Source organism: Vibrio sp. 2017_1457_13 (assembly GCF_030851525.1).
GTDB lineage: Bacteria > Pseudomonadota > Gammaproteobacteria > Enterobacterales > Vibrionaceae > Vibrio > Vibrio metschnikovii.
Genome location: NZ_VHTA01000003.1, coordinates 241,871 through 263,119, shown reverse-complemented (window position 1 = coordinate 263,119; position 21,249 = coordinate 241,871). Strand labels below are relative to the sequence as shown.

The following is a 21,249-nucleotide window of genomic DNA, read 5'->3' as shown; positions in this document are numbered from 1 at the left end:
ACGATATTCACCTACGGCGACTTCAGACTGTAGATAAATAATAAATTGAGACCGAGGATCATAAAGCAACGGCTAAGTTTCACCTAGGTTTAGTTAATAAGCGAAACCGAAGGCTTCTATTGCGAACAAAGTGGAGTAGTAGCTAGACGTCAGCAAATGCTGAAAGTTCATAATCACTTATTCAATGCCCCGTAAACGCAAACACCGTCATGGCAGACGGTGTTTAGGGCGAAAATTAAGCAGGTCAATTAGGCAAAAAAGACCAATAACATCAACACAGGACAGACGATACGCACATACGTAGGCCAAATTTTCCAAAACCAGCTTTGTTCTATTTCTGGATAACCTTGCTTTAACTCATTGAGAATGTGGTTACGATGCCAAATCCACCCGACCATTAAAGTGATCAAGAGAGCAATAATTGGTTGTGAATAAACGGTAGTAAATTGAATCACCAGCCCAAATAAGGCCGAGAAATTAAAGACAATCACCGCTGAAAACAACGTAACTAAACCGCCAATCCACAACACCGCCGAGCGGCGGGTCTGTTGCAACTCTTCAGTGGCACACGCCACGGGCACTTCAAGCATGGATATTGATGAAGTCAGGGCAGCAATGACCATCAATAAGAAGAACACTAAACCGATTAATGTCCCGACGGTGCCCATGGTATCAAACATGGCAGGTAAAACCGTAAACACCAAGGTATCTGAATTGAGTAACTCACCCGAGGCAGAAAAAATTTCTACGCCATTATGTTTAGCCACAAACATCGCAGGTAAGATCATCAAACCAGCAATAAAAGCAACACCAGTATCAATCAGTGCTACCTGAGCGGCCGTTTTAGGGATGTTGGTCTCTTTCTTCAAATAAGAGCCATAAGTGGTCATCACACACACACCCAATGAGAGAGAAAAGAACGCTTGTCCCATCGCACTGACAATCAGTTGCGGTGTCAGATGACTGAAATCGGGTACTAAGTACATGGTTAACCCATCCCATGCGCCTGGCTGAGTGAAAATATACACCGTCAATAAACCAAATAGGATAAATAGCAGAGGCATCAGACGAGTCGACCACTTTTCAATCCCATTTGCGACGCCATTACTGACCACAAACATGGTCAGAGCCATAAAAGCCATCATCAGAATTAAGTTACGTTCGGTACTAAAAGTGGTTAACCATTGGCTAGCACTCTCTATGCCTACCAATTCTAAACTGCTGCCAAATAATGACCCTAATAACCAACCAGCAACAATCGCGTAAAAACTGAGAATTAAAGAGACGACGACCATGCCGATAACGCCAAGTAAGATGGCACCGAACTTGCCTTTTGGCCATACCGAACGAAACGAGCGTATCGGGTTAGATTGCCCATAACGCCCTACGGTCAATTCGGCCACCAGCATAGGAAACGCCAATAAAAACACCATCAGTAAATAGACGATTAAAAAAACCGCACCGCCGTTACTCGCAGCTTGAGTCGGAAACCCCCAAACATTACCCAAACCGACTGCAGAACCTGCTGCTGCCATAATAAAACCAAATCGGGAGGTGAATTGGCCTCGAGAACTACTCGCCATAAATAGATACCATCATGTTATTGTAAACGCGCTAACCGCCCTTAGTGTGTACAAAAAAATATACACCAAAACAAAGCACGACTATCAACGTGGATATAGCAAGTAAAACAGTTTAATTATAAAATTGGAAGTCCGAACGCTCTAAATAAACACCAAGATGAAGTCTGTTTGGTGCTTTTTTGTTCGACCCATTGATCATCTTAGGTTCCTCCACCGCATTCTTCTTTTAACGATCACTTTTTTGTACAGTTCTGTTTCATATCACCTTTCAATCCTTCCTTCTCTGACGCTTTCCCTTTACTATCCACATAGACAACAATCAATACCGTGAGTATATGGATAAGATTTATCACTTTTTAACGTTAGCAAGCATCGTGATTTATTGGCTACTGGTCGCCGGGGTCACTCTGCGCGTTGTTCTTAAACGTAAGGCCATGAGCGTCTCTCTCGCTTGGTTAATGATCATTTACATCATTCCTATTGTCGGCGTGATCTGTTACTTCATGTTCGGGGAGCTGAACCTTGGCCGAACCAGAGCCGAACGAGCAAAAGAGATGTTTAAACCGTTTGGTGAATGGTTTCGTTCGCTCAATGATTGCCAAGCGCATATGCCTGAAACCATGGGCGCTCATATTTATAAAATTGATGAGCTGTGCAACCGTCGCATGGGAATTCCGGCGTTAAGCGGCAATACGCTCTCACTGCAAAACTCGCCTAATGAAATCCTCCATTCGATCATCGCTGATATCGAAAAAGCGCAACATAATATTCGCATGGAGTTTTATATCTGGCATCCCGGTGGTCTAGCGGATGCCGTTGGCTCGGCTTTAATTCAAGCAGCTAAACGCGGCGTCGATGTAAAACTATTGCTCGACTCCGCAGGGAGCCCGAAATTTTTCCGTAGTCATTGGTACAAATTAATGCGCAGTTCTGGCATTCATGTGGTTGAAGCGCTGCAAGTCAGTCCTTGGCGGATGCTATTTCGCCGTTTAGATCTTCGTCAGCACCGTAAAATTATCGTTATCGATGATAGCATTGCTTACACTGGCTCAATGAACATGGTCGATCCTGCGTTTTTCAAGCAAGACTCTGGCGTAGGGCAATGGATTGATATTATGGTACGTATCACTGGGCCTACCGTTAATGTCCTCTCAGCTATCCATTGTTGGGATTGGGAGGTAGAAACCGGGTCGCGGATGTTGCCTAATGTTCCAGAGTGTCAACTCGATACAAGCCAACCCCAACACCCGATACAAGTCGTGCCATCCGGACCGGGAATGCCCGAGCATTTAATTTTACAAGTATTGATTCTTGCTATGCATCAGGCTAATCAATCCGTACGGATTACTACGCCTTACTTTGTGCCAAGTGCTGATTTATTGGCCACGTTAAAAATGACGGCACAACGTGGGATCACGGTTGAATTGATTATTCCGCAAAAAAATGACTCAATGATGGTGCAATGGGCTTCTCGTTCATTTTACGAAGAATTGCTTGCAGCAGGCGTCACTATTTATGAATTTCATGGTGGATTACTGCATACTAAATCGGTTGTTATTGACCAAAAATTCTGTTTAGTCGGTACCGTTAATCTTGATATGCGCAGCTTATGGCTTAATTTTGAAGTCACGCTAGCCGTTGATGATCAAGAGTTCACTCAGCAATTGTATTGGCAACAACAAAGTTACATCGACCAATCTCAAGCCGTCCAAGCCAGTGAGTGGGAGAAGCGATCCTTAGGTCATCGCTTTTTAGAGCGGGTCTTTTACCTGTTCAATCCTCTTCTGTAATCGACTAGGAAACTTTAGACAAGGACTCTGACATGTCACACAATAAAAAGACTCAATTGATCACTGCTGGTCGAGATAAAAAATGGACACAAGGTAGTGTCAACCCTCCGGTTCAACGCGCATCAACCATTGTTTTTGATACGGTTGCCGATAAGCATCACGCGACGGTGAATCGAGCCAATAAGACTCTTTTTTATGGTCGCCGAGGAACCACCACTCATTTCGCCTTTCAAGAAGCGATGAGTGAATTAGAAGACGGTGCAGGTTGCGCCCTCTACCCTTGCGGGGCTGCGGCGATCAGTAACGCAATTCTGGCCTTTGTTCAATCCGGCGATCACTTATTAATGGTCGATACCTGTTATGAACCAACGCGTGATTTTTGTAACACCATACTCAAAAAATTTGGGGTTGAAACGACGTATTATGACCCGATGATTGGTGAAGGGATCAGCGCTCTTATCCAGCCTAATACCAAGATTTTATTTACCGAGTCACCGGGCTCTATCACCATGGAAGTTCAAGATATTCCCACCTTGGCTCGCATTGCTCATCAACATAATATCATTGTGATGATGGACAACACGTGGGCTGCGGGTATCCAGTTTGCGGCGTTACAACATGGTGTTGACATATCGATTCAAGCGGCGACCAAATACATTGTAGGCCACTCCGATGTGATGCTTGGTACTGCCGTTGCTAAAGCGGAATATTGGGACCAATTACGTGAAAATAGCTATTTAATGGGCCAATGCATTTCACCTGATGATGCTTATTTAGGTCTTCGTGGATTAAGAACCTTAGCGGTCCGTTTACAGCAACATCAACAAAATGCCCTTGCGGTGGCCAATTGGTTAGCCACTCATCCTTTAGTGGATGAGGTTCGTCATCCGGCATTCGCCAGTTGTCCAGGACACGAATTTTTCCAACGTGATTTCACTGGTGGCAACGGACTTTTCTCGTTTGTTCTTAAAACCAGCTATCCTCGTGCAACCACCGCTCTGCTCGATGGCATGCAACATTTTAGTATGGGTTATTCTTGGGGGGGATTTGAAAGCTTAATTTTAGCGAATGAACCGAAAAGCTTTACCCAGTTACGAAGTGTCTCTCGACCCAATTTTGACGGGACTTTAATTCGTTTACATATTGGCTTAGAAGCGGTAGAAGATTTAATTGCTGATCTTGAACAAGGGTTTGCACGCTATCAAACCGTATTGGACTCTCGTTGCTGAACGCTTGTTTTGCCGGTAACTGAACACTTTAGTTATCGGCATGGGCAATTCAAAAGGTGATCATTAACCATACCTACCGCTTGCATAAAAGCATAGCACGTCGTCGGTCCGACAAATTTAAACCCGTGTTGCTTTAAATAGTGGCTCATTGCACTCGACTCCTCACTGTAAGCCGGAACTTGATCTGCGCTTTGCCAGTGGTTGATCTTCGGCTCTCCGCCAACAAAAGACCATAATTTATCGCTCAATGACCCACATTCTTTCTGTATCGCTATCGCAGCACGAGCATTAGTAAACACCGACGCTATTTTTCCACGATGTTTAATCACATCAAACTGGCTCATGATCGATTCAACATCAGCATCATCGTATTGAGCTAACACGCTCAAGTCGTAATTGGCAAACGCTTGTCGATAAGCCTGACGTTTTTTTAATACCGTTAACCAACTAAGCCCAGCCTGAGCGCCTTCTAAAGTGATAAATTCAAACAAAACCCGATCCAGATAGACTGGCCTGCCCCATTCCGTATCGTGATATTCACGCTCAAGAGGATGCTTTAGTGCCCATGGACAGGTTAAATTACTCGTCATTGTTACCTACTCGTTGAATGTTTGGTTTAGCTCAAAGGATAAAATTATTCCGCTATACTGTGATGACCGATACCGAAAAGCAATCAAATCTACAGGAGTGATGAACCTTCACGATGATGTTATTAGCGCTTAACATCGATGCCGATTGCTCAAGATTAATATCGAATACTGTAGCGTTCTTCGCTAACCCAGCAATTTTCACAGAAAAGAGGCTCTTCGCTTTACTTGGGTATGATAGTACGACAACTTCAAGTAGAATAAAGGGATATTGCTTAGCCTCGTTGCTCACATGCGCACTTCTATTATGAATAGTTTATTACGATACACCATAGGCTTATCTGGCCTAATGTTGCTAATTGGATGTGGTGAAAGTATCGAACATCATCAAATCCGCCAATCTGGATTTGTCTATTGTGGACAAGGTAGTCCTAGTACATTTAACCCTCAGTTGGTTGATAGTGGCATCACTTCCGAAGCTTTAAGTCCACAATTGTATAATAGCTTGCTCACCATCGATCCTGATTCTCATTTTGTTCAACCTGGCTTAGCCAGTGAGTGGTATGCGACTAATCAAGGCACCGAGTATATTTTTACCCTGCGTTCCGGCGTTGAGTTTCAAACCACACGCTGGTTTACTCCAACCCGTGCACTGAATGCAGAAGACGTGGTCTTTAGTTTCAAACGTATCATCGATCCTACGCATCCATTTCATAGCATCAATAATGCAAGTTATCCTTGGTTTACGAGCTTAAACATCACGAATACTCTCAAAGAGGTCGAGGCGTTAGATGCTAATACGGTAAAGTTTACTCTGACTCGACCAGATAATACCTTTTTAGCCAATATCTCTACAGCGCACGCGGTCATCCTCTCGGCGGAATATGCACAACAACTGCAAGCCAGTAATCAATTAGCGAATATTGATACCTATCCCATCGGTACTGGGCCGTTCTATTTGGATGAGTATCAACCTCTTGATCTGATTCGTTTACGTCGCCATCCACACTATTGGAATGGACCGGCGAAAATGCAGCAAGTGGTGTTTGATATTTCCCAACGCGGTACCGGAACGCTGGCTAAGTTACTGCGTCACGAATGTGATGTGTTAACGTCACCGATCGCCAGTCAACTGCCAATCATCGAAAATCAGCCACACCTCACTCTCAAATCTAAGCCGGCGATGAATATTGCTTTTATTGCAGTGAATACCTCACATCCAGCGCTGAATGATGTTCGGGTACGTAAAGCGCTCAATTTTGCGATCAATCGGCAAAATATCTTAGATTCGGTGTACTACGGTACCGGCAGCATCGCCTATAATCTACTACCGCCAAGCTCATGGGCTTATCAAAAAGATAAGGTACAAATTCGCTATGATCGTAACTATGCGCTCGCTCTATTACGTGAAGCTGGCGTTACCTCAGGATTAGAGCTCACCATGTCGGTTCCAAATGAACCTCGGGCTTATAATCCTAGTCCAAGAAAAACCGCAGAATTAATCCAGACTCAGTTGGCCGAGGTTGGTATTACACTGCACTTGGTGGCTGAAGATCGCCTACAACGAGGTGAACTGCCACAACGTACAGAAGTCGATTTACTGCTGACAGGTTGGATTGGACACACAAGCGATCCGGACAATTTCTTACGTCCTTTACTTTCTTGTAGTGCGAATCGGGCAGGTCTTAATGTCGCCATGTGGTGCAATGATGACTTTGATTTCCTACTTGATCTAGCAAGAGAAGTCGAACGACCACGCTATAGGCTTAACCTCTACACCCAAGCACAAAATATACTGAATCAAGAGTTTCCAATTATTCCTTTAGCGCATGGCAAACAATTTAAAGCGTACACGACATCACTATCGGGTTTTCAACTGAGTCCATTTAATGTGCAACCTTTCAATACCATCGAGAGGATAAGTGAATAATGTTTAACTATACGTTTCGTCGCTTTAACCTCTTTGTGGTGACTTTATTTATTTTAACCTTAGTCGGTTATAGCTTACTCAGATTAGATCCGAGCTCTCATGCGATACAAGATAATTACTGGCTAGGCTGGTGGTCTTATGTGCAAGAACTGGCTCGTTTAAATTTTGGCGTCAATAAAAATGGCACGCCGATCATAGACGAACTATTGCTCGTATTTCCAGCTACCTTAGAACTGTGTTTAATTGCCTTTACCCTAGCGCTTGTGATTGGCATTCCTGTCGGCACCATTGCTGGTATGAAGCAAGGAAAATGGGTGGATACGGCAATTTCTTTTACCTCAATCTCTGGTTATTCGGCTCCGATTTTTTGGGTCGCGCTGATGATGATCATGTTATTCTCACTCAATTATGAAGCACTGCCTGTTGCCGGACGTTATGATTTACTTTATCAAATCCAACCCATAACTGGCTTTGCATTAATAGATGCCTTTCTTGCGCAAGGGCCGGATCGCCACTATGCACTACAAAGTGTGATTGAGCATATGATTTTACCTTGCTTAGTGCTGGCTCTAGCGCCAACCACTCAAGTGATCGGATTAATGCGTGCATCTGTCTCTGATGTGATGGCTCAGAACTATATTCGTGCCGCTCGTATTAAGGGGCTATCGTATTATCGGATCATTACCCAACATGTTCTGCCTAACGCGATTCCACCAATTATCCCTAAATTTGGTTTTGAACTCTCCAGTATGCTGACGCTGGCGATCATTACCGAATCGATTTTTAACTGGCCTGGCATCGGCCGCTGGCTGCTGGAAGCGCTCTCCAACAAGGATTACGTATCTATGCAAGCCGGGGTAATTGTGATTGGTGTATTGGTATTAACCGCCAATATTTTATCAGACCTCGTCGGAACCCTCGTCAACCCTCTGATAAGGAAAGAGTGGTATGCTAACAAATAGTATTTACCAAGAAGAGCACATCCCGACCCAATTTGAGCGTTTTTGGCGAAGTTTTAAAGCCAATAATCTCGCTATGTTTGGGTTATGGTGTTTATTAATCGTTCTTTTTCTCACGCTGACTTCTTATTGGATAACACCGCACGATCCTCATAGTCAGTCAGGAGAATTATTAATGCCGCCATCTTGGGATCCCAGTGGGACCGTCAAATTCTTTTTAGGCACTGATGATTTCGGGCGTGATATTTTATCTCGTCTGATTGATGGATCTCGCTCAACCTTGGGTTCTGCATTATTGATCACCTTTATCGCAGCGCTCATCGGATGTTTAATTGGTATTTTAGCGGGCATGACCAAAGGGCTGCTCTCAAGCACCCTCAATCATTTATTAGATACGGTCATGTCCATCCCGTCCTTGCTACTGGCAATAATCTTCGTCGCTTTCTTAGGGCCAGGCGAATTTAATGTCTTATTGGCTATCGGCTTAGCCCTGATCCCGCGTTTTGTTCGCTCAGTCTATATCGCAGTACATAACGAGGTAGAGAAAGATTATATTTTGGCCGCTCGCCTTGATGGAGCGAGTGATATTTATCTCTTGTGGTATTCCATATTACCTAACGTACTACCGGTCATTGCCGCCGAGATCACACTAGGGCTGTCGGTGGCGATTTTAGATATTTCAGCCCTCGGTTTTTTAGGTTTAGGCGCTCAATCACCCAGTACCGAATGGGGAGCCATGCTCGGTGATTCTGTGGAGCTGATTTACTTAGCACCTTGGACGGTGACGCTACCCGGCATCGCGATTATGTTTACTGTGGTGATGATTAACTTAGTCGGTGAAGGCGTCCGTCAAGCCTTAAATGCAGGAGTGGAATAATGCCGCTGTTAGATATTCGCCATCTCACGATTGAAATTGATACGCCGCAAGGGTTAGTTAAAGCGGTCGACCGTATGAGCTTAACCATGAATGAAGGCGAGATTCGAGGTTTAGTTGGCGAGTCTGGATCAGGTAAAAGCTTAGTCGCTAAAGCCATTGTGGGGGTGAGCAAAGATAACTGGCGAATTACTGCCGATAGGATGCGTCTTGGCAATATTGATCTGCTCCAACTGACCCCCCGTGAACGCAGACGAGTCATTGCTCGTGATATTGCCATGATTTTTCAAGAACCCTCAACCTGCCTTGACCCCTCTGATAAAGTCGGTGAACAGTTGATTGAATCGATCCCCTCGCGTACCTTTGAAGGGCGTTGGTGGGAGCGTTTTACTTGGCGGAAAAAACAAGCCATTGCTTTACTGCATAAAGTCGGTATTAAAGACCATCGTAAAATCATGGCAAGCTACCCTTATGAGCTAACCGATGGTGAATGCCAAAAAGTGATGATCGCCATGGCGATTGCAGCAAAACCGAAATTGTTGATTGCCGATGAACCAACAAATGACTTGGACCCCATTACTCAATCACAAATTTTACGTTTACTCAGTCGGATGAACCAAGTCAATAATACCTCTATTTTGTTAGTCGGCCATGACTTAACCACCATTACCCAATGGGCAACGCGCATCACTGTTATGTATTGTGGTCAATCCGTGGAATCCGCTGATACACCTAAGATCATGACTGAGCCTAAGCACCCTTATACCGTTGCGCTTCTCAAAGCGATGCCCGATTTCAGTGATTGGATACCTCACAAACAGAAGCTGCAATCATTGCCAGGCTCCATTCCCCCATTGCAACATCTCCCGATCGGCTGTCGCTTAGGACCTCGTTGTCCTTATGCTCAGCGTCAATGTGTCGAAGTGCCTGCCACTCGATTCATTAAAAGCCATAAGTTTGCTTGTCATTTTCCACTGAATATGGAGCCATAATCATGAGTGCTTCACTGCTAGAAGTTCATCAGTTATCGAAAGATTTTGTGAATCGCTCTGGTCTGTTTCGTAAAACCATTCACCATGCGGTCAAGCCAGTGAGTTTTAGCTTAGAGGCTGGACAGACTATTGGTTTCATCGGTCAAAATGGCTCAGGTAAATCGACTCTTGCACGTATGTTAGCAGGCGTAGTGGAGCCATCCGGCGGCGACATTTTGGTCAATGGTGAGCGTCTAGCACATCAAGATTACAGTACACGTTGCAAATTAATTCGGATGATTTTTCAAGATCCAAATACCTCGCTCAATCCGCGCCTACAAATAGGTAGAATTTTAGAAGGCCCGCTGAAACGTAATACCAGCATGACACCAGAAGCACGGATGAATCGCGTAAGAGACACCTTGCTGCGTGTAGGACTGCTTCCAGAACATGCTTACTTTTATCCACAAATGTTAGCCACTGGGCAAAAACAGCGGGTTTGTTTGGCTCGGGCGCTGATTTTGCAACCTTCGGTGATCATTGCCGATGAAGCATTAAACGGTTTAGACATGGCCATGCGATCACAAATCATCAACCTTTTCTTAGAGTTACAAGAAGAAATGGGCGTGTCTTTTATTTATGTTTCGCAACATATTGGCATTGTTAAACATATCACGGATAAAATCATGGTCATGCATGAAGGTGAAGTTGTTGAGTCAGGTAACACTTTACAAGTCTTAGCTGATCCTCAGCATCCTATTACTCAACGGATGATTGAAAGCCATTTTCAAAAAGCGCCAAACTTTAAGTAACGGCTTAGCCGGTAACATAAAGTATCATTGAGCGGTTAAGATCAACGATTGAATGCGTACTCGAATAAGCAAAAGGCCCAAATCATTGGGCCTTTGTTCTCTAACTCACTTTATTGGGCGGACTTTTGCTTATTCAATTCCCTATCAAATTCATCGGGAAATAAGACCACCCCTTCTTCATTCTCATTCGGACAAACTACAACCGAAAGATCATCATCTGCCAATCCAGGAGTCCAGCGACTGCGCCATTGATTAAGAGGAATAGACTGAGCTTCACACTCTGCCCACTCGCCAGTGGCCCACGCCTCGGCTAGCTCACGATGCGGCCAAACGGGCACACACTCTTCGTCTTCAGTATTGAGCATCACACAGCCATCTTGGTCTTTTAAAATCCAGACTTGCTGATTAGCAACAATGTGCTTAATGCAATACGTTAAACGCTGTTCAGAATCATACTGATTGACGGCCGCGATTTGCTCCGCGCTAAGTGAATTAGACATAATATTCTCCGCTTTTTTTAAGCCCAAGATCATACCGTAATTTAATCATTACGCCAGCTCCGTTTGCGCCGCCACGACAACATCACATTCATACTCATCGCTGCCGCTGCACCTTAGCCGTGCTATCACTGCACGAATGTCGTGCATCATTTATACGAAAAATCATTCAGTTAATGTTACGCACTGAGTTTGAAAGCACTTATCCACAGAAAATGTGGATAACCAGCCCAACGATAAAAACCTACTCTTTGAGATAAATTAGCCAATACCAAATCCCCACAAACACACCACCACCGACAATATTGCCCAAGGTAACAGGAATTAAGTTATCGACAATAAAGTTCATCATGGTTAAGTCGGCATACTGGGCGATATTCGCCCCAGTCATCTGCCAAAAAGCTTCAGGGGCCACGTATTTGATGCCAATGGCTAACGGAACTTGATACATGTTAGCAATACAGTGTTCAAACCCAGAAGAAACAAACATCGCTACGGGTAAAATGAGTACCATGACTTTGTCTGTTAAAGAGCGAGCACTGAAAGTCATCCATACGGCTAAACAGACCAAAATATTGCACATCAAACCAAGAGAAAAAGCCTGCAGAAAACTATGATGCAGCTTATGCTCGGCAATCGCCATTGCATTTAAACCGAGTTGTCCGCCATCATCCATAAACTGCTTGGTTGATAACATGATCCCAACCAATAAAACAGAACCACATAAGTTACCAAAATAGACCACGATCCAGTTTTTGACTAACTGTGGCCAAGAAATTTTCCCACTCGCTTTGGCGACCAAGGTCAATACAGAGCTGGTAAAGAGCTCTCCCCCCGTAATCACCACCAAAATCAATCCAAGACTAAAGGCTATCCCGCCAATCAGCTTAGCAATACCGTAGGGAATATCTTGTGCGCCCGTGGTAACCACGGTGTAAAACACAAAAGCGATACCAATATGAATGCCTGCAGAAATCGCCAGTAAAAACGATTTATACATAGGTTTAGTGGCTTTGCTTTCTCCGGTGACGGCAGCACGTTCCGCCATTTGTGGAGGAAGCAGAGAGTCGAACTGGTTCAGATCCATAATTAATGTTACATTTTGATACAGGTAAAAGAGTGGCGGATAATCGCTCCATTTCCTTTTTTGTTCAAGGGGTATTATTGATGTTTACCAAAAATGTTTTAAAGCCTACCTCACGCAGCTTATTTCTCCTTCCTTTAACTGCATAAAAAAAGCCCATAATGGATTAAGATAACAGTTCTCTATGTTTATGATTGCGTCTTTTTCTTTCGACGATTAAGGTGAATTTAAATCAACCATAGTAAGGGTTTACGATGAAATTTTCTCCACAGCACCTTGATGAATTAAACCTGCTTATTCAATTTGATGTCAGCAGCGCAGCAACGGGTATAAAAGTACACAGCGATGCTCCAGAAGCACTCCAAGCTGCTGCACAGCGACTTCATGAAAAAGGCTTATGCAGCTTACCCGATGGTGGTTATTTGACTCACGAAGGGATTGAAATGGCCGAACTTACCCAACGTCTTTTGCACGTGTTAACTCACGCTTAATCTTCTTCCATCAAACCATGCGATAATAACGTTAACTTTCGGCTCATCATTCACGGTGGTTTTGGAGTTAACGTTATTGCTCTCTCAGTGACAAGCTCCTAACAACCACTATCCAACAGGTAATTGTATGCAACGTATCGCCATTATCGGTGCAGGTTGGCTGGGCCAACCACTGATTCAACATCTCAAACAACAAAATTATTACGTTTGTGCCAGTCGCACCAGCCTATCTGGCGTTGAGCAATTGCACGCACAAGGTGTGGATGGGTTTGTTTGTCAGTTACCAGATGCCCCCAAGCTTGTCGAAGCGCTCTTAAACTTTCGCTGCGATGCGTTGATTGGCTGCTTTCCTCCCGGTTTTCGCAAAGGCCACGGCACCGACTACCAAGCAAGCTGGCAAACGTTAGTTAACGCAGCACAACAAGCGGGCATTCGCAAAATTATCATGATCAGCTCAACCAGTGTTTATCCTGACCAAGCACAAACGATGCGTGAAGAAGATGCCTCTTTGGTTCAGTGTGAACAAAACCCTATGTTTTCAGAGAAAGCCAAAATCATGCTCTGCGCCGAACAAGCCGTTATCGATAGCGGTATCGAGTATGCTATTTTGCGTTGCAGTGGGTTAATCGGTCCCAATCGCCACCCTGCTCGCTTTGCGCTTCGTCTTTCCCAAGTCAGCGATCAAGCGCCCGCCAATATGGTCCATCAATATGATGTTTTACAAGCGATTACTTTTTCGCTGACTGAGATTAATAACCATATTATCAATGTCACTACGCCGACAACGGTCAGTAAAGCCGAGTTTTACCGAGCGGCTTTGTCTTCGGTTCAATCACCTCATCCGTTACCACCGATTGTTCATTTACCCGATAAACGAATTGTCAGTGATAAGCTGATCACGATGGGATTTCATTTTCACTACGCTAATACATTAGAGGCGCTGCACGGTTATGAGTAAACGTCTTTATCAACATTTAGAAACTCTCTGGCAGTTTATGCAAATGGGACACGAGTTAAAACCTGCTGATGTGATCGTTGTCCCTGGTAGTAATGATATACGCGTTGCCGAAGTGGCCGCGGATTTATACCAAAGAGGACTAGCACCGTGGGTGCTTTTTTCTGGGGATAAAGGGCGCTTTACGGAAGATTTATTTGAGTACAGTGAAGCTGAAACATTCGCGATGGTCGCTAAAGAGTGCGGCTTACCCAGTTCTGCGATCTTATTAGAAACCCGAGCCACCCATAGTGGTGAGAATGTGTGTTTGAGTCATCAATTGCTCAGTGAGAAAGGTATTCAGGCTCAACGTTTACTGATTGTGCATAAACCATATATGGAGCGACGCGCTTTCGCGACCTTTACTAAACAGTGGCCAGCAACGTTAACGTCTTTGCAAGTGACCTCTTCTGGCGGAGATTTTTTTGATTACTTGACCGAATCCCTGACGCTCGATGTAGTACTCCACGCCTTACTGGACGATTTTCAACGTTTGTTGGATTACCCTGCGCAGGGTTTTCAGGTTCCCCAATCGGTCCCAGATGAAGTACAGCAAGCTTATCAAGCCCTTAAGCGGTTGTTTTAAACTTTCATTATACCCAAACGAGTTGAAGTTGCAGGTAGGCGGCAAGTGAGTAAATCCCCATGAGCATAGGCAAACTATGTGATTGGGGTGAACGAACGTAGCCAACACCGCTGCAGCTTCAAGTAGGAAGGGTATATTAGGGGCAAATGAAGGCTTGCCCCTTGTCTACTGAGATGATTGACGGCAAGGAATATCGCGAACAGAACTCAACGCCCAAGCGCTTGTTTATAGTGCTGTCGGCATACCGAGACATAGCGGTCATTACCACCAATATCCACTTGGTCACCTTCACTGATCGCCTGACCGTGCTCATCGGTACGGATCACCATATTCGCTTTGCGACCACAATGACAAATGGTTTTCAGTTCAATCAATTTATCCGCCCACGATAACAGGTATTTACTTCCTTCGAACAGCTCACCCAAAAAGTCGGTACGCAAACCATAGCAAAGTACCGGAATATCTAACTTATCGACCACTTCCGTTAACTGATACACTTGCTCGCGAGTTAAAAACTGGCATTCATCAACCAGTACACAATGGCGTTTCTGTTCGGTATTTAATTGAGTGATCGCGTGCAATAAATCGGTGGTGTCATCAAACAGATGAGCATCCGCTTCAAGGCCAATACGCGAGCTGACCTTACCAACACCAAAGCGGTTATCAATCGCGGCAGTAAAAATCACCGGAGTCATGCCCCGCTCTTGGTAGTTAAACGACGATTGCAGCAAGGTGGTTGATTTACCCGCGTTCATTGCGGAGTAATAAAAATACATCTGAGCCAACGGGGAGGTTTCCTATTAAAACTAAAAAGCGCGCCATTGTAGCAAACCATCATCAAATGTGGATGCTTATTAGCGACGATAAGGCTTGTTCGTGAGCTTAACGGATCATTTCTACGATAAAAAAGGGCGGCTCAAAGCCACCCTCTTCTTATCATCAAACAACCATCGTTTACTGTGCTTTTTCTTTAGCTGCCGTCACGGCAATCGCTAATTCTTCAAGAGCGGCTGGGTTAGCGACACTTGGAGCATCCGTCAATAAACAAGCCGCTGCGGTCGTTTTCGGGAAAGCAATCACATCGCGGATGTTTTCCGTTCCACACAACAGCATCACTAAACGGTCTAAACCAAACGCAAGGCCAGCGTGTGGTGGTGTGCCGTATTTTAGTGCATCCAACAAGAAGCCAAACTTCAAACGTTGCTCATGCTCATCAATACCCAGCAAATCAAATACCGCTGATTGCATGGTCGCATCATGAATACGAACAGAGCCACCACCAACTTCATAGCCGTTTAACACCATATCGTAAGCATTAGACAACGCATTACTTGGGCTGGCTTTTAATTCTTCTGCCGTCATATTCAATGGTGCAGTGAATGGGTGATGCATTGCCGCAACATTGCCTTCGCTGTCGGTTTCAAACATAGGGAAATCAACAACCCACAATGGTGCCCAAGTTGCCCCGTTGGTGATGGCCAAATCTTTGCCTACTTTAAGACGTAAAGCACCCATCGCTTCCGCGACAACATTGGCATTATCAGCGCCAAAAAGAATGATGTCGCCATTCTCTGCTTGAGTACGCTCAATAATTGTTTGCACAATCTCGGCATTTAGGAATTTAGCGACTGGCGATTGGATCCCCTCCAAACCAGCAGCGCGATCATTGACTTTCAACCACGCTAAACCTTTCGCGCCATAAATAGCGACAAACGCGGTGTATTCGTCAATTTGCTTACGCGATAGCGCTGCACCACCAGGGACGCGAAGCGCAGCAACACGACCTTTTTCATCATTGGCAGGACCAGAGAAAACTTTAAAATCGACGTCTTTCAATAAATCTGCTACATCAACCAGTTCCATTGGGTTACGCAAATCAGGCTTATCACTACCAAAACGACGAATAGCTTCGCTATACGGCATGACGGGGAACTCACCCAAATCAACATCCAATAGCTCCAACCACATCTCACGAATCATTTGCTCAGTAACCGTACGAACTTGATCCGCCGTCATAAATGAGGTTTCGATATCGATTTGAGTAAATTCTGGTTGGCGATCGGCACGTAAGTCTTCATCACGGAAACACTTAACGATTTGATAATAGCGGTCAAAGCCAGACATCATCAGTAACTGTTTGAATAACTGAGGAGACTGAGGTAAAGCATAGAAACTGCCTTTGTGCACCCGACTTGGAACAAGATAATCACGTGCACCTTCTGGCGTTGCTTTGGTCAATACTGGCGTCTCAATGTCCAAAAAGCCATGTCCATCAAGGAAACGGCGAACAAAACTTGACGCTTTGGCTCGCAGCTTAATCCGATCGCTCATCTCTGGGCGGCGCAAATCTAAATAACGGTATTTTAGGCGCTGCTCTTCCGAGTTCTTTTGGTTGGAATCTAAAGGTAAGGCTTCTGAACGGTTGATGATCTGCAAATCTTTAGCCAGTACTTCTACTGCGCCCGTTGCCATATCTTGATTGATTTGACTGTCTGGACGAGCGCGGACTTCACCCGTTAGCTTGATGCAGAACTCATTACGCACTTGGTTGGCAATGTTAAACACATCCACCATATCGGGGTCGACAACAACCTGAACGATACCTTCACGATCTCGCATATCAATAAAAATCAGACCGCCTAAATCACGACGGCGGTTAACCCAACCGCAAAGTTCTACTGTTTGTCCAACAAGGGACTTGTTCAGGTGACCACAATAATGGCTACGCATAATGAAATTCCCAACCTCTATTTAATTCATCTTATTCCTAGCCGCAGATAATGTTAGCTACGGCGCATGATTCCATTTATACGCTGAAAAAAGTTGAAAATCGACCTTCCAGAATACAATTTTGCTGTGTTTTCTTCTGCCCTGCTTTTTCCGTACAATAATTCAGCAAAATATGTACAAAGCATCAACAGTAATAAAATTGGCGCTGATTATAACGTTAAAATAACGTATTCTTCAAAGAACTCATGCTTACCAACAAGAAAAAACTCATCATCGCAGCAATGACCAAACCACTTGAAGTAAGAAGCAAATAAACCGTGACGATGACAAACTTACCACTACGTCTAGGACTGACCCTATGGTCACATACCGGCTGGCAAGGGCGCTTTTATCCTTCGGGTAGTTCAGCGGCCGATCGTTTAGCGCACTACGCAACCGTTTTTCACACCGTCGAAGGCAATACGACGTTTTATGCCTCGCCCTCGCCACAAACGGTGAATAATTGGCGAGCCGCAACCCATGACCATTTCCGGTTCACATTTAAGCTACCGAAAAGTATTACCCACCAACATCAGTTGGTTGGATGCCAAGGTGAACTCAAACAGTTTTTACAATTAATGGCTCCACTGCATCAACGAATTGGTTTATGGACCATACAACTGCCGGCTTCGTTTAGTACCGCTCAGTTGAGTCATTTACAAAAATTTTGCCGCTATTTCCCCAAAGATTTCCCATTAGCGGTAGAAGTGCGCCATCGTGACTATTTTGCTAAAGGTGAAGAAGAGCGCCGTTTTAACCAATGGCTGATTGAAGAGGGGATCAATCGAATTATCATGGATAGCCGCCCTGTTTTTGCCGCCGAGCCAAGCAACGAAACCATTATTGATGCACAAAAGAAAAAGCCGAAAGTGCCCGTCCACGCATTGGCCACTGCCGATAACCCCATGATTCGCTTTATCGGCCATCCTGATTTAACTGCGAATGATGCTTTTTTTAAGCCTTGGCTACAAAAGTTACCCCAATGGATCGCCGCCGGAAAACAACCCTATCTGATGATTCATACGCCGGATAACTTTTATGCCCCAGAACTCGCGGTTGATTTGTATCGGCAATTACAAACCAGCGTCCAACTTGCGCTTATTGCCGATGAAATCGCCAAACAAACAAGGTTACCCGATTTAGCTCCATTTCCGGCCCAAAACAGTCAACAAATGTCGATATTTTGACGATGTTTTGTCACTGGCTCTGGGTATATAATGACAGACCAGTAAATTTTTCATAAAATACGGCACTTTTTTATCTAACCCGTCCTTTATATTCCTCGATGTTAGCGAGCGCTCATTTCTATTCGCGTCGTGATGATAAAAGGACAGGTAAAATCAAGTGTGTATAAGGGTTACTCATGGCCAACAAAGACACCATATTCTCCGCTCCTATCGATAAAATCGGTGATTTTACCTTCGATGAGCGAGTGGTTGAAGTGTTCCCCGATATGATTCAGCGTTCCGTTCCGGGCTACAGTAATATTATTTCCGCGATTGGCATGCTCGCCGAACGTTTTGCTAAGCCACACTCTAATTTGTATGATCTTGGCTGTTCATTAGGCGCTGCCACTTTATCCATGCGTCGTCATATCCAACAAGAAGGGTGCAAAATTATCGGCGTCGATAACTCATCGGCGATGGTAGAACGGTGTAAATTGCACGTGAATGCTTACCGTTCTGATACGCCAGTCGAGATTATCGAAGCGGACATTCGTGATATTCAGATCGAAAATGCCTCTGTGGTGGTGCTTAACTTCACACTGCAATTTTTGTCCCCTGACGATCGTTATCGCCTACTGGAAAATATTTATGCTGGATTACGTAGTGGCGGAATATTGATTATTTCTGAAAAGTTTATTTTCCCTAATCAAACGGCTCACGAGCTGCTGATCGATTTACATCATGACTTTAAACGTGCTAATGGCTACAGCGAATTAGAGATTAGCCAAAAGCGCAGTGCAATTGAAAATGTGATGCGCCCAGACTCAATAGAAGCCCACAAAGCACGCTTCAAAGCCTTAGGCTTTTCGAGCTACGAAATGTGGTTCCAATGCTTTAATTTTGGGTCGATGTTCGCCATCAAATAATCTCATCGTGTGCTGACTTGGCATGATTACCTCAAATAATAACCACACTTTTTTCCTGCAAGGTAGATATGGGTTCTCTACCATCGTGGGTTTGTACTAGTTAGGAATAGACGATTATGTTTAATTTTGGTCCACTTTATCAGCGCATTGCGCAAGACACCCGCTTACAGCCTTGGTTAGAAGTGTTACCTAAGCAGCTTGCTGAATGGCAGGCGAAACCTCATGGGGATATGGAACGCTGGCTACGCGCCTTAAAAAAAATCTCGGATGCCAGCCCTGATCATATTGACTTAAAAGAGTCGGTGTCGGTGAGCAATACACACCCCTTGCCTGAAGGTGAGCAAAAAAAACTAACCAGTCTATTAAAAACGCTCCATCCATGGCGCAAAGGTCCTTATCAACTGCATGGCATTCATATCGATACCGAGTGGCGCAGCGACTGGAAATGGGATCGTCTTCTACCTCACATTTCACCCCTTCAGGGGCGTTCAATATTGGATGTCGGCTGTGGTAATGGTTACCATATGTGGCGTATGCTCGGCGAAGGAGCGTATCAGGTGATGGGTATCGATCCATCTGAACTGTTTTTAATCCAATTTGAAGCCGTTCGAAAATTGATGGATAACGATCAACGTATCCATTTAGTCCCGCTTGGTATTGAACAACTCCCTGAATTACAAGCATTTGATACTGTATTTAGTATGGGAGTATTGTATCATCGTCGCTCACCATTAGATCACCTCATCCAATTAAAAAATCAACTGGTTAGTGGGGGTGAATTGGTCTTAGAGACTCTGGTGATTGAAGGGGATGAAAATGCGGTTCTTGTGCCTTTTGACCGCTATGCCCAGATGCGAAATGTGTACTTTTTCCCATCAGCGCTGGCATTAAAAGGCTGGCTAGAAAAAGTCGGATTTGTGGATGTACGGATTGTCGATGAGAACATTACCTCACAAGATGAGCAACGCAGTACCGAGTGGATGACTCATAATTCGCTCCCCGATTACCTTGATAATAACGATCCAAGTAAAACCGTGGAAGGTTATCCAGCACCACGTCGAGCAATTTTAATTGCTCAGAAACCATAATTGACACAGCCTTAACTCGTCAGGCTACGGATACGTCTACCCTAACGGATGAGATTAGCGCCCTCGGGCGCTGATCGATGACTTAAAGTCACCGATCGTCCTTTAAGTCATCGAGGGTATAACGAATGAAACCATCACATAACAATAAGGTTGCCAATGTTTAAGCGAATAGCTCCCATCGTTGCACTGAGCCTACTCTCAGGCTGCACACTATTAAAGGGGGATGAATATCATCAGGCTACGCTGGCCGCACTTCACCAATCCGAGTCAAACATTGCTAATAAAATCGTTAATTTAGAACTCCATATCAGCAATCAGATGGATTATATCGATAGCCTTGAAGGTAAAGTCTCTAGCTTACAGAATGAAATGTACGAGCTAAAAGACCTCGCCAACCGACCGATCATCATCAGTGAACCATCACCATCCGCTGATTCCCTCGCCACGGTGAATGCCACTCAAACTATCCCTCGTCAGGATCTGGTATTAGGTGAAATCGAACGCGTGACCATCGACAGTATTAAACAATCGTTTGATGCTCGAATTGATACTGGCGCAGCGACTTCTTCACTGAATGCCGTCGACGTTGAAGAGTTTGAACGCAATGGCAAGAATTGGGTGCGTTTTCACCTTACCGGTGATAATAGCGTCAAAGACGATAGCAATTGGATAGAAGCGCCTATTCTCCGTTATGTTCGTATTCGTCAAGCGACCAACGAGCAAACAGAGCGTCGTGCTGTGGTCGAATTATGGGTGAAATTGGGGCCTATTCATCAAAAATCTCAATTTACCCTCGCTGATCGTTCACAAATGACCCATCCTATTTTATTAGGTCGGGAATTTATTCGCGATATCGCCGTGGTGGATGTAAGCCGTCAATACATTCAGACAGAAACTAAAGTAAAATAAGGCC

At 44.6% G+C, this 21,249-nt stretch carries 20 protein-coding genes; 14 read left to right on the top strand and 6 right to left on the bottom strand.

What is annotated here, in order from left to right; genetic code table 11:
* Window positions 1–248 precede the first annotated feature (248 nt).
* Complete coding sequence (locus FKN88_RS05635; RefSeq protein WP_154167965.1) at window positions 249–1,583, bottom strand: sodium-dependent transporter; 1,335 nt, start codon at window positions 1,581–1,583, stop codon at window positions 249–251.
* A 335-nt stretch (window positions 1,584–1,918) separates the two neighbouring features.
* Here FKN88_RS05635 and cls point away from each other — a divergent pair, with 335 nt between their 5' ends.
* Both cls and FKN88_RS05625 read left to right on the top strand, forming a co-directional pair.
* Window positions 1,919–3,373 (top strand): cardiolipin synthase, encoded by a 1,455-nt coding sequence (gene cls / locus FKN88_RS05630; protein WP_154167963.1) that lies wholly within the window; start codon window positions 1,919–1,921, stop codon window positions 3,371–3,373.
* Between the two features lie 32 nt (window positions 3,374–3,405).
* Window positions 3,406–4,602, top strand: a complete 1,197-nt coding sequence (locus tag FKN88_RS05625; RefSeq protein WP_158143802.1) for a cystathionine beta-lyase — start codon at window positions 3,406–3,408, stop codon at window positions 4,600–4,602.
* A gap of 32 nt (window positions 4,603–4,634) precedes the next feature.
* On the opposite strand, the gene FKN88_RS05620 is transcribed toward FKN88_RS05625, so the two are convergent.
* A complete protein-coding gene (locus FKN88_RS05620; RefSeq protein WP_154167961.1) occupies window positions 4,635–5,192 on the bottom strand; it encodes a DNA-3-methyladenine glycosylase I in 558 nt (185 codons plus the stop codon).
* Between the two features lie 304 nt (window positions 5,193–5,496).
* On the opposite strand from FKN88_RS05620, the gene sapA reads away from it, so the two are divergent.
* Genes sapA through FKN88_RS05595 form a run of 5 tightly spaced genes read left to right on the top strand, consistent with a single transcriptional unit; the run spans window position 5,497 to window position 10,735 of the window.
* On the top strand, window positions 5,497–7,119 hold the full coding sequence (gene sapA, locus FKN88_RS05615) for an ABC transporter substrate-binding protein SapA (protein WP_154167959.1): 1,623 nt from the start codon (window positions 5,497–5,499) through the stop codon (window positions 7,117–7,119).
* Window positions 7,119–8,081: an ABC transporter permease subunit gene (locus FKN88_RS05610; RefSeq protein WP_154167957.1), complete on the top strand. Its 963-nt coding sequence runs from the start codon at window positions 7,119–7,121 to the stop codon at window positions 8,079–8,081. The genes sapA and FKN88_RS05610 overlap by 1 nt, the downstream gene beginning before the upstream one ends.
* Window positions 8,068–8,955: a putrescine export ABC transporter permease SapC gene (gene sapC / locus FKN88_RS05605; protein WP_154167955.1), complete on the top strand. Its 888-nt coding sequence runs from the start codon at window positions 8,068–8,070 to the stop codon at window positions 8,953–8,955. The genes FKN88_RS05610 and sapC overlap by 14 nt, the downstream gene beginning before the upstream one ends.
* Window positions 8,955–9,944, top strand: coding sequence for an oligopeptide/dipeptide ABC transporter ATP-binding protein (locus FKN88_RS05600; RefSeq protein WP_004395112.1), 990 nt, complete (start codon window positions 8,955–8,957; stop codon window positions 9,942–9,944). Before sapC ends, FKN88_RS05600 begins: the two co-directional genes overlap by 1 nt.
* A 2-nt stretch (window positions 9,945–9,946) precedes the next feature.
* Window positions 9,947–10,735, top strand: a complete 789-nt coding sequence (locus FKN88_RS05595) for an ATP-binding cassette domain-containing protein (protein WP_154167953.1) — start codon at window positions 9,947–9,949, stop codon at window positions 10,733–10,735.
* A 110-nt stretch (window positions 10,736–10,845) separates the two neighbouring features.
* On the opposite strand, the gene FKN88_RS05590 is transcribed toward FKN88_RS05595, so the two are convergent.
* Both FKN88_RS05590 and focA read right to left on the bottom strand, forming a co-directional pair.
* A complete protein-coding gene (locus FKN88_RS05590) occupies window positions 10,846–11,235 on the bottom strand; it encodes a DUF2750 domain-containing protein (protein ID WP_040904785.1) in 390 nt (129 codons plus the stop codon).
* 241 nt (window positions 11,236–11,476) lie between these two features.
* Window positions 11,477–12,319 carry a formate transporter FocA gene (gene focA, locus FKN88_RS05585; RefSeq protein WP_170905904.1) on the bottom strand — a complete coding sequence of 281 codons (843 nt, stop codon included), beginning with the start codon at window positions 12,317–12,319 and terminating at the stop codon, window positions 11,477–11,479.
* A 251-nt stretch (window positions 12,320–12,570) separates the two neighbouring features.
* Between focA and FKN88_RS05580 the strand changes: the two genes are divergently transcribed.
* The 3 genes from FKN88_RS05580 (at window position 12,571) to FKN88_RS05570 (ending at window position 14,387) form a co-directional block, all read left to right on the top strand.
* On the top strand, window positions 12,571–12,807 hold the full coding sequence (locus FKN88_RS05580; RefSeq protein ID WP_004395108.1) for a TIGR02647 family protein: 237 nt from the start codon (window positions 12,571–12,573) through the stop codon (window positions 12,805–12,807).
* A 127-nt stretch (window positions 12,808–12,934) separates the two neighbouring features.
* Window positions 12,935–13,765: an NAD(P)H-binding protein gene (locus FKN88_RS05575; RefSeq protein ID WP_306687317.1), complete on the top strand. Its 831-nt coding sequence runs from the start codon at window positions 12,935–12,937 to the stop codon at window positions 13,763–13,765.
* Complete coding sequence (locus FKN88_RS05570; protein WP_306687318.1) at window positions 13,758–14,387, top strand: YdcF family protein; 630 nt, start codon at window positions 13,758–13,760, stop codon at window positions 14,385–14,387. The genes FKN88_RS05575 and FKN88_RS05570 overlap by 8 nt, the downstream gene beginning before the upstream one ends.
* A gap of 206 nt (window positions 14,388–14,593) precedes the next feature.
* On the opposite strand, the gene FKN88_RS05565 is transcribed toward FKN88_RS05570, so the two are convergent.
* The gene (locus FKN88_RS05565) at window positions 14,594–15,172 is read right to left on the bottom strand and encodes a thymidine kinase (RefSeq protein ID WP_040904246.1); all 579 of its coding nucleotides are present in this window, start codon (window positions 15,170–15,172) and stop codon (window positions 14,594–14,596) included.
* A 169-nt stretch (window positions 15,173–15,341) separates the two neighbouring features.
* Window positions 15,342–17,117: an aspartate--tRNA ligase gene (aspS, locus tag FKN88_RS05560; protein ID WP_306687319.1), complete on the bottom strand. Its 1,776-nt coding sequence runs from the start codon at window positions 17,115–17,117 to the stop codon at window positions 15,342–15,344.
* 323 nt (window positions 17,118–17,440) lie between these two features.
* On the opposite strand from aspS, the gene FKN88_RS05555 reads away from it, so the two are divergent.
* From FKN88_RS05555 to FKN88_RS05540, 4 genes are all read left to right on the top strand, one after another.
* Complete coding sequence (locus tag FKN88_RS05555) at window positions 17,441–18,343, top strand: DUF72 domain-containing protein (RefSeq protein ID WP_170905972.1); 903 nt, start codon at window positions 17,441–17,443, stop codon at window positions 18,341–18,343.
* 176 nt (window positions 18,344–18,519) lie between these two features.
* Window positions 18,520–19,248: a carboxy-S-adenosyl-L-methionine synthase CmoA gene (gene cmoA / locus FKN88_RS05550; RefSeq protein ID WP_004395102.1), complete on the top strand. Its 729-nt coding sequence runs from the start codon at window positions 18,520–18,522 to the stop codon at window positions 19,246–19,248.
* A 116-nt stretch (window positions 19,249–19,364) separates the two neighbouring features.
* Entirely contained in the window at window positions 19,365–20,336 is a 972-nt protein-coding gene (gene cmoB / locus FKN88_RS05545) for a tRNA 5-methoxyuridine(34)/uridine 5-oxyacetic acid(34) synthase CmoB (protein WP_004395101.1), read from the top strand.
* Window positions 20,337–20,492: 156 nt separating this feature from the next.
* Complete coding sequence (locus FKN88_RS05540; protein ID WP_154167943.1) at window positions 20,493–21,245, top strand: ATP-dependent zinc protease; 753 nt, start codon at window positions 20,493–20,495, stop codon at window positions 21,243–21,245.
* The last annotated feature ends 4 nt before the right edge of the window (window positions 21,246–21,249 follow it).

What these genes read in the sequence shown, in the direction of transcription:
- FKN88_RS05635 (WP_154167965.1), bottom strand. Translation starts at nt 1,583, where the DNA reads ATGGCGAGTAGTTCTCGAGGCCAATTCACCTCCCGATTTGGTTTTATT.
- cls (WP_154167963.1), top strand. Translation starts at nt 1,919, where the DNA reads ATGGATAAGATTTATCACTTTTTAACGTTAGCAAGCATCGTGATTTAT.
- FKN88_RS05625 (WP_158143802.1), top strand. Translation starts at nt 3,406, where the DNA reads ATGTCACACAATAAAAAGACTCAATTGATCACTGCTGGTCGAGATAAA.
- FKN88_RS05620 (WP_154167961.1), bottom strand. Translation starts at nt 5,192, where the DNA reads ATGACGAGTAATTTAACCTGTCCATGGGCACTAAAGCATCCTCTTGAG.
- sapA (WP_154167959.1), top strand. Translation starts at nt 5,497, where the DNA reads ATGAATAGTTTATTACGATACACCATAGGCTTATCTGGCCTAATGTTG.
- FKN88_RS05610 (WP_154167957.1), top strand. Translation starts at nt 7,119, where the DNA reads ATGTTTAACTATACGTTTCGTCGCTTTAACCTCTTTGTGGTGACTTTA.
- sapC (WP_154167955.1), top strand. Translation starts at nt 8,068, where the DNA reads ATGCTAACAAATAGTATTTACCAAGAAGAGCACATCCCGACCCAATTT.
- FKN88_RS05600 (WP_004395112.1), top strand. Translation starts at nt 8,955, where the DNA reads ATGCCGCTGTTAGATATTCGCCATCTCACGATTGAAATTGATACGCCG.
- FKN88_RS05595 (WP_154167953.1), top strand. Translation starts at nt 9,947, where the DNA reads ATGAGTGCTTCACTGCTAGAAGTTCATCAGTTATCGAAAGATTTTGTG.
- FKN88_RS05590 (WP_040904785.1), bottom strand. Translation starts at nt 11,235, where the DNA reads ATGTCTAATTCACTTAGCGCGGAGCAAATCGCGGCCGTCAATCAGTAT.
- focA (WP_170905904.1), bottom strand. Translation starts at nt 12,319, where the DNA reads ATGGATCTGAACCAGTTCGACTCTCTGCTTCCTCCACAAATGGCGGAA.
- FKN88_RS05580 (WP_004395108.1), top strand. Translation starts at nt 12,571, where the DNA reads ATGAAATTTTCTCCACAGCACCTTGATGAATTAAACCTGCTTATTCAA.
- FKN88_RS05575 (WP_306687317.1), top strand. Translation starts at nt 12,935, where the DNA reads ATGCAACGTATCGCCATTATCGGTGCAGGTTGGCTGGGCCAACCACTG.
- FKN88_RS05570 (WP_306687318.1), top strand. Translation starts at nt 13,758, where the DNA reads ATGAGTAAACGTCTTTATCAACATTTAGAAACTCTCTGGCAGTTTATG.
- aspS (WP_306687319.1), bottom strand. Translation starts at nt 17,117, where the DNA reads ATGCGTAGCCATTATTGTGGTCACCTGAACAAGTCCCTTGTTGGACAA.
- FKN88_RS05555 (WP_170905972.1), top strand. Translation starts at nt 17,441, where the DNA reads ATGACAAACTTACCACTACGTCTAGGACTGACCCTATGGTCACATACC.
- cmoA (WP_004395102.1), top strand. Translation starts at nt 18,520, where the DNA reads ATGGCCAACAAAGACACCATATTCTCCGCTCCTATCGATAAAATCGGT.
- cmoB (WP_004395101.1), top strand. Translation starts at nt 19,365, where the DNA reads ATGTTTAATTTTGGTCCACTTTATCAGCGCATTGCGCAAGACACCCGC.
- FKN88_RS05540 (WP_154167943.1), top strand. Translation starts at nt 20,493, where the DNA reads ATGTTTAAGCGAATAGCTCCCATCGTTGCACTGAGCCTACTCTCAGGC.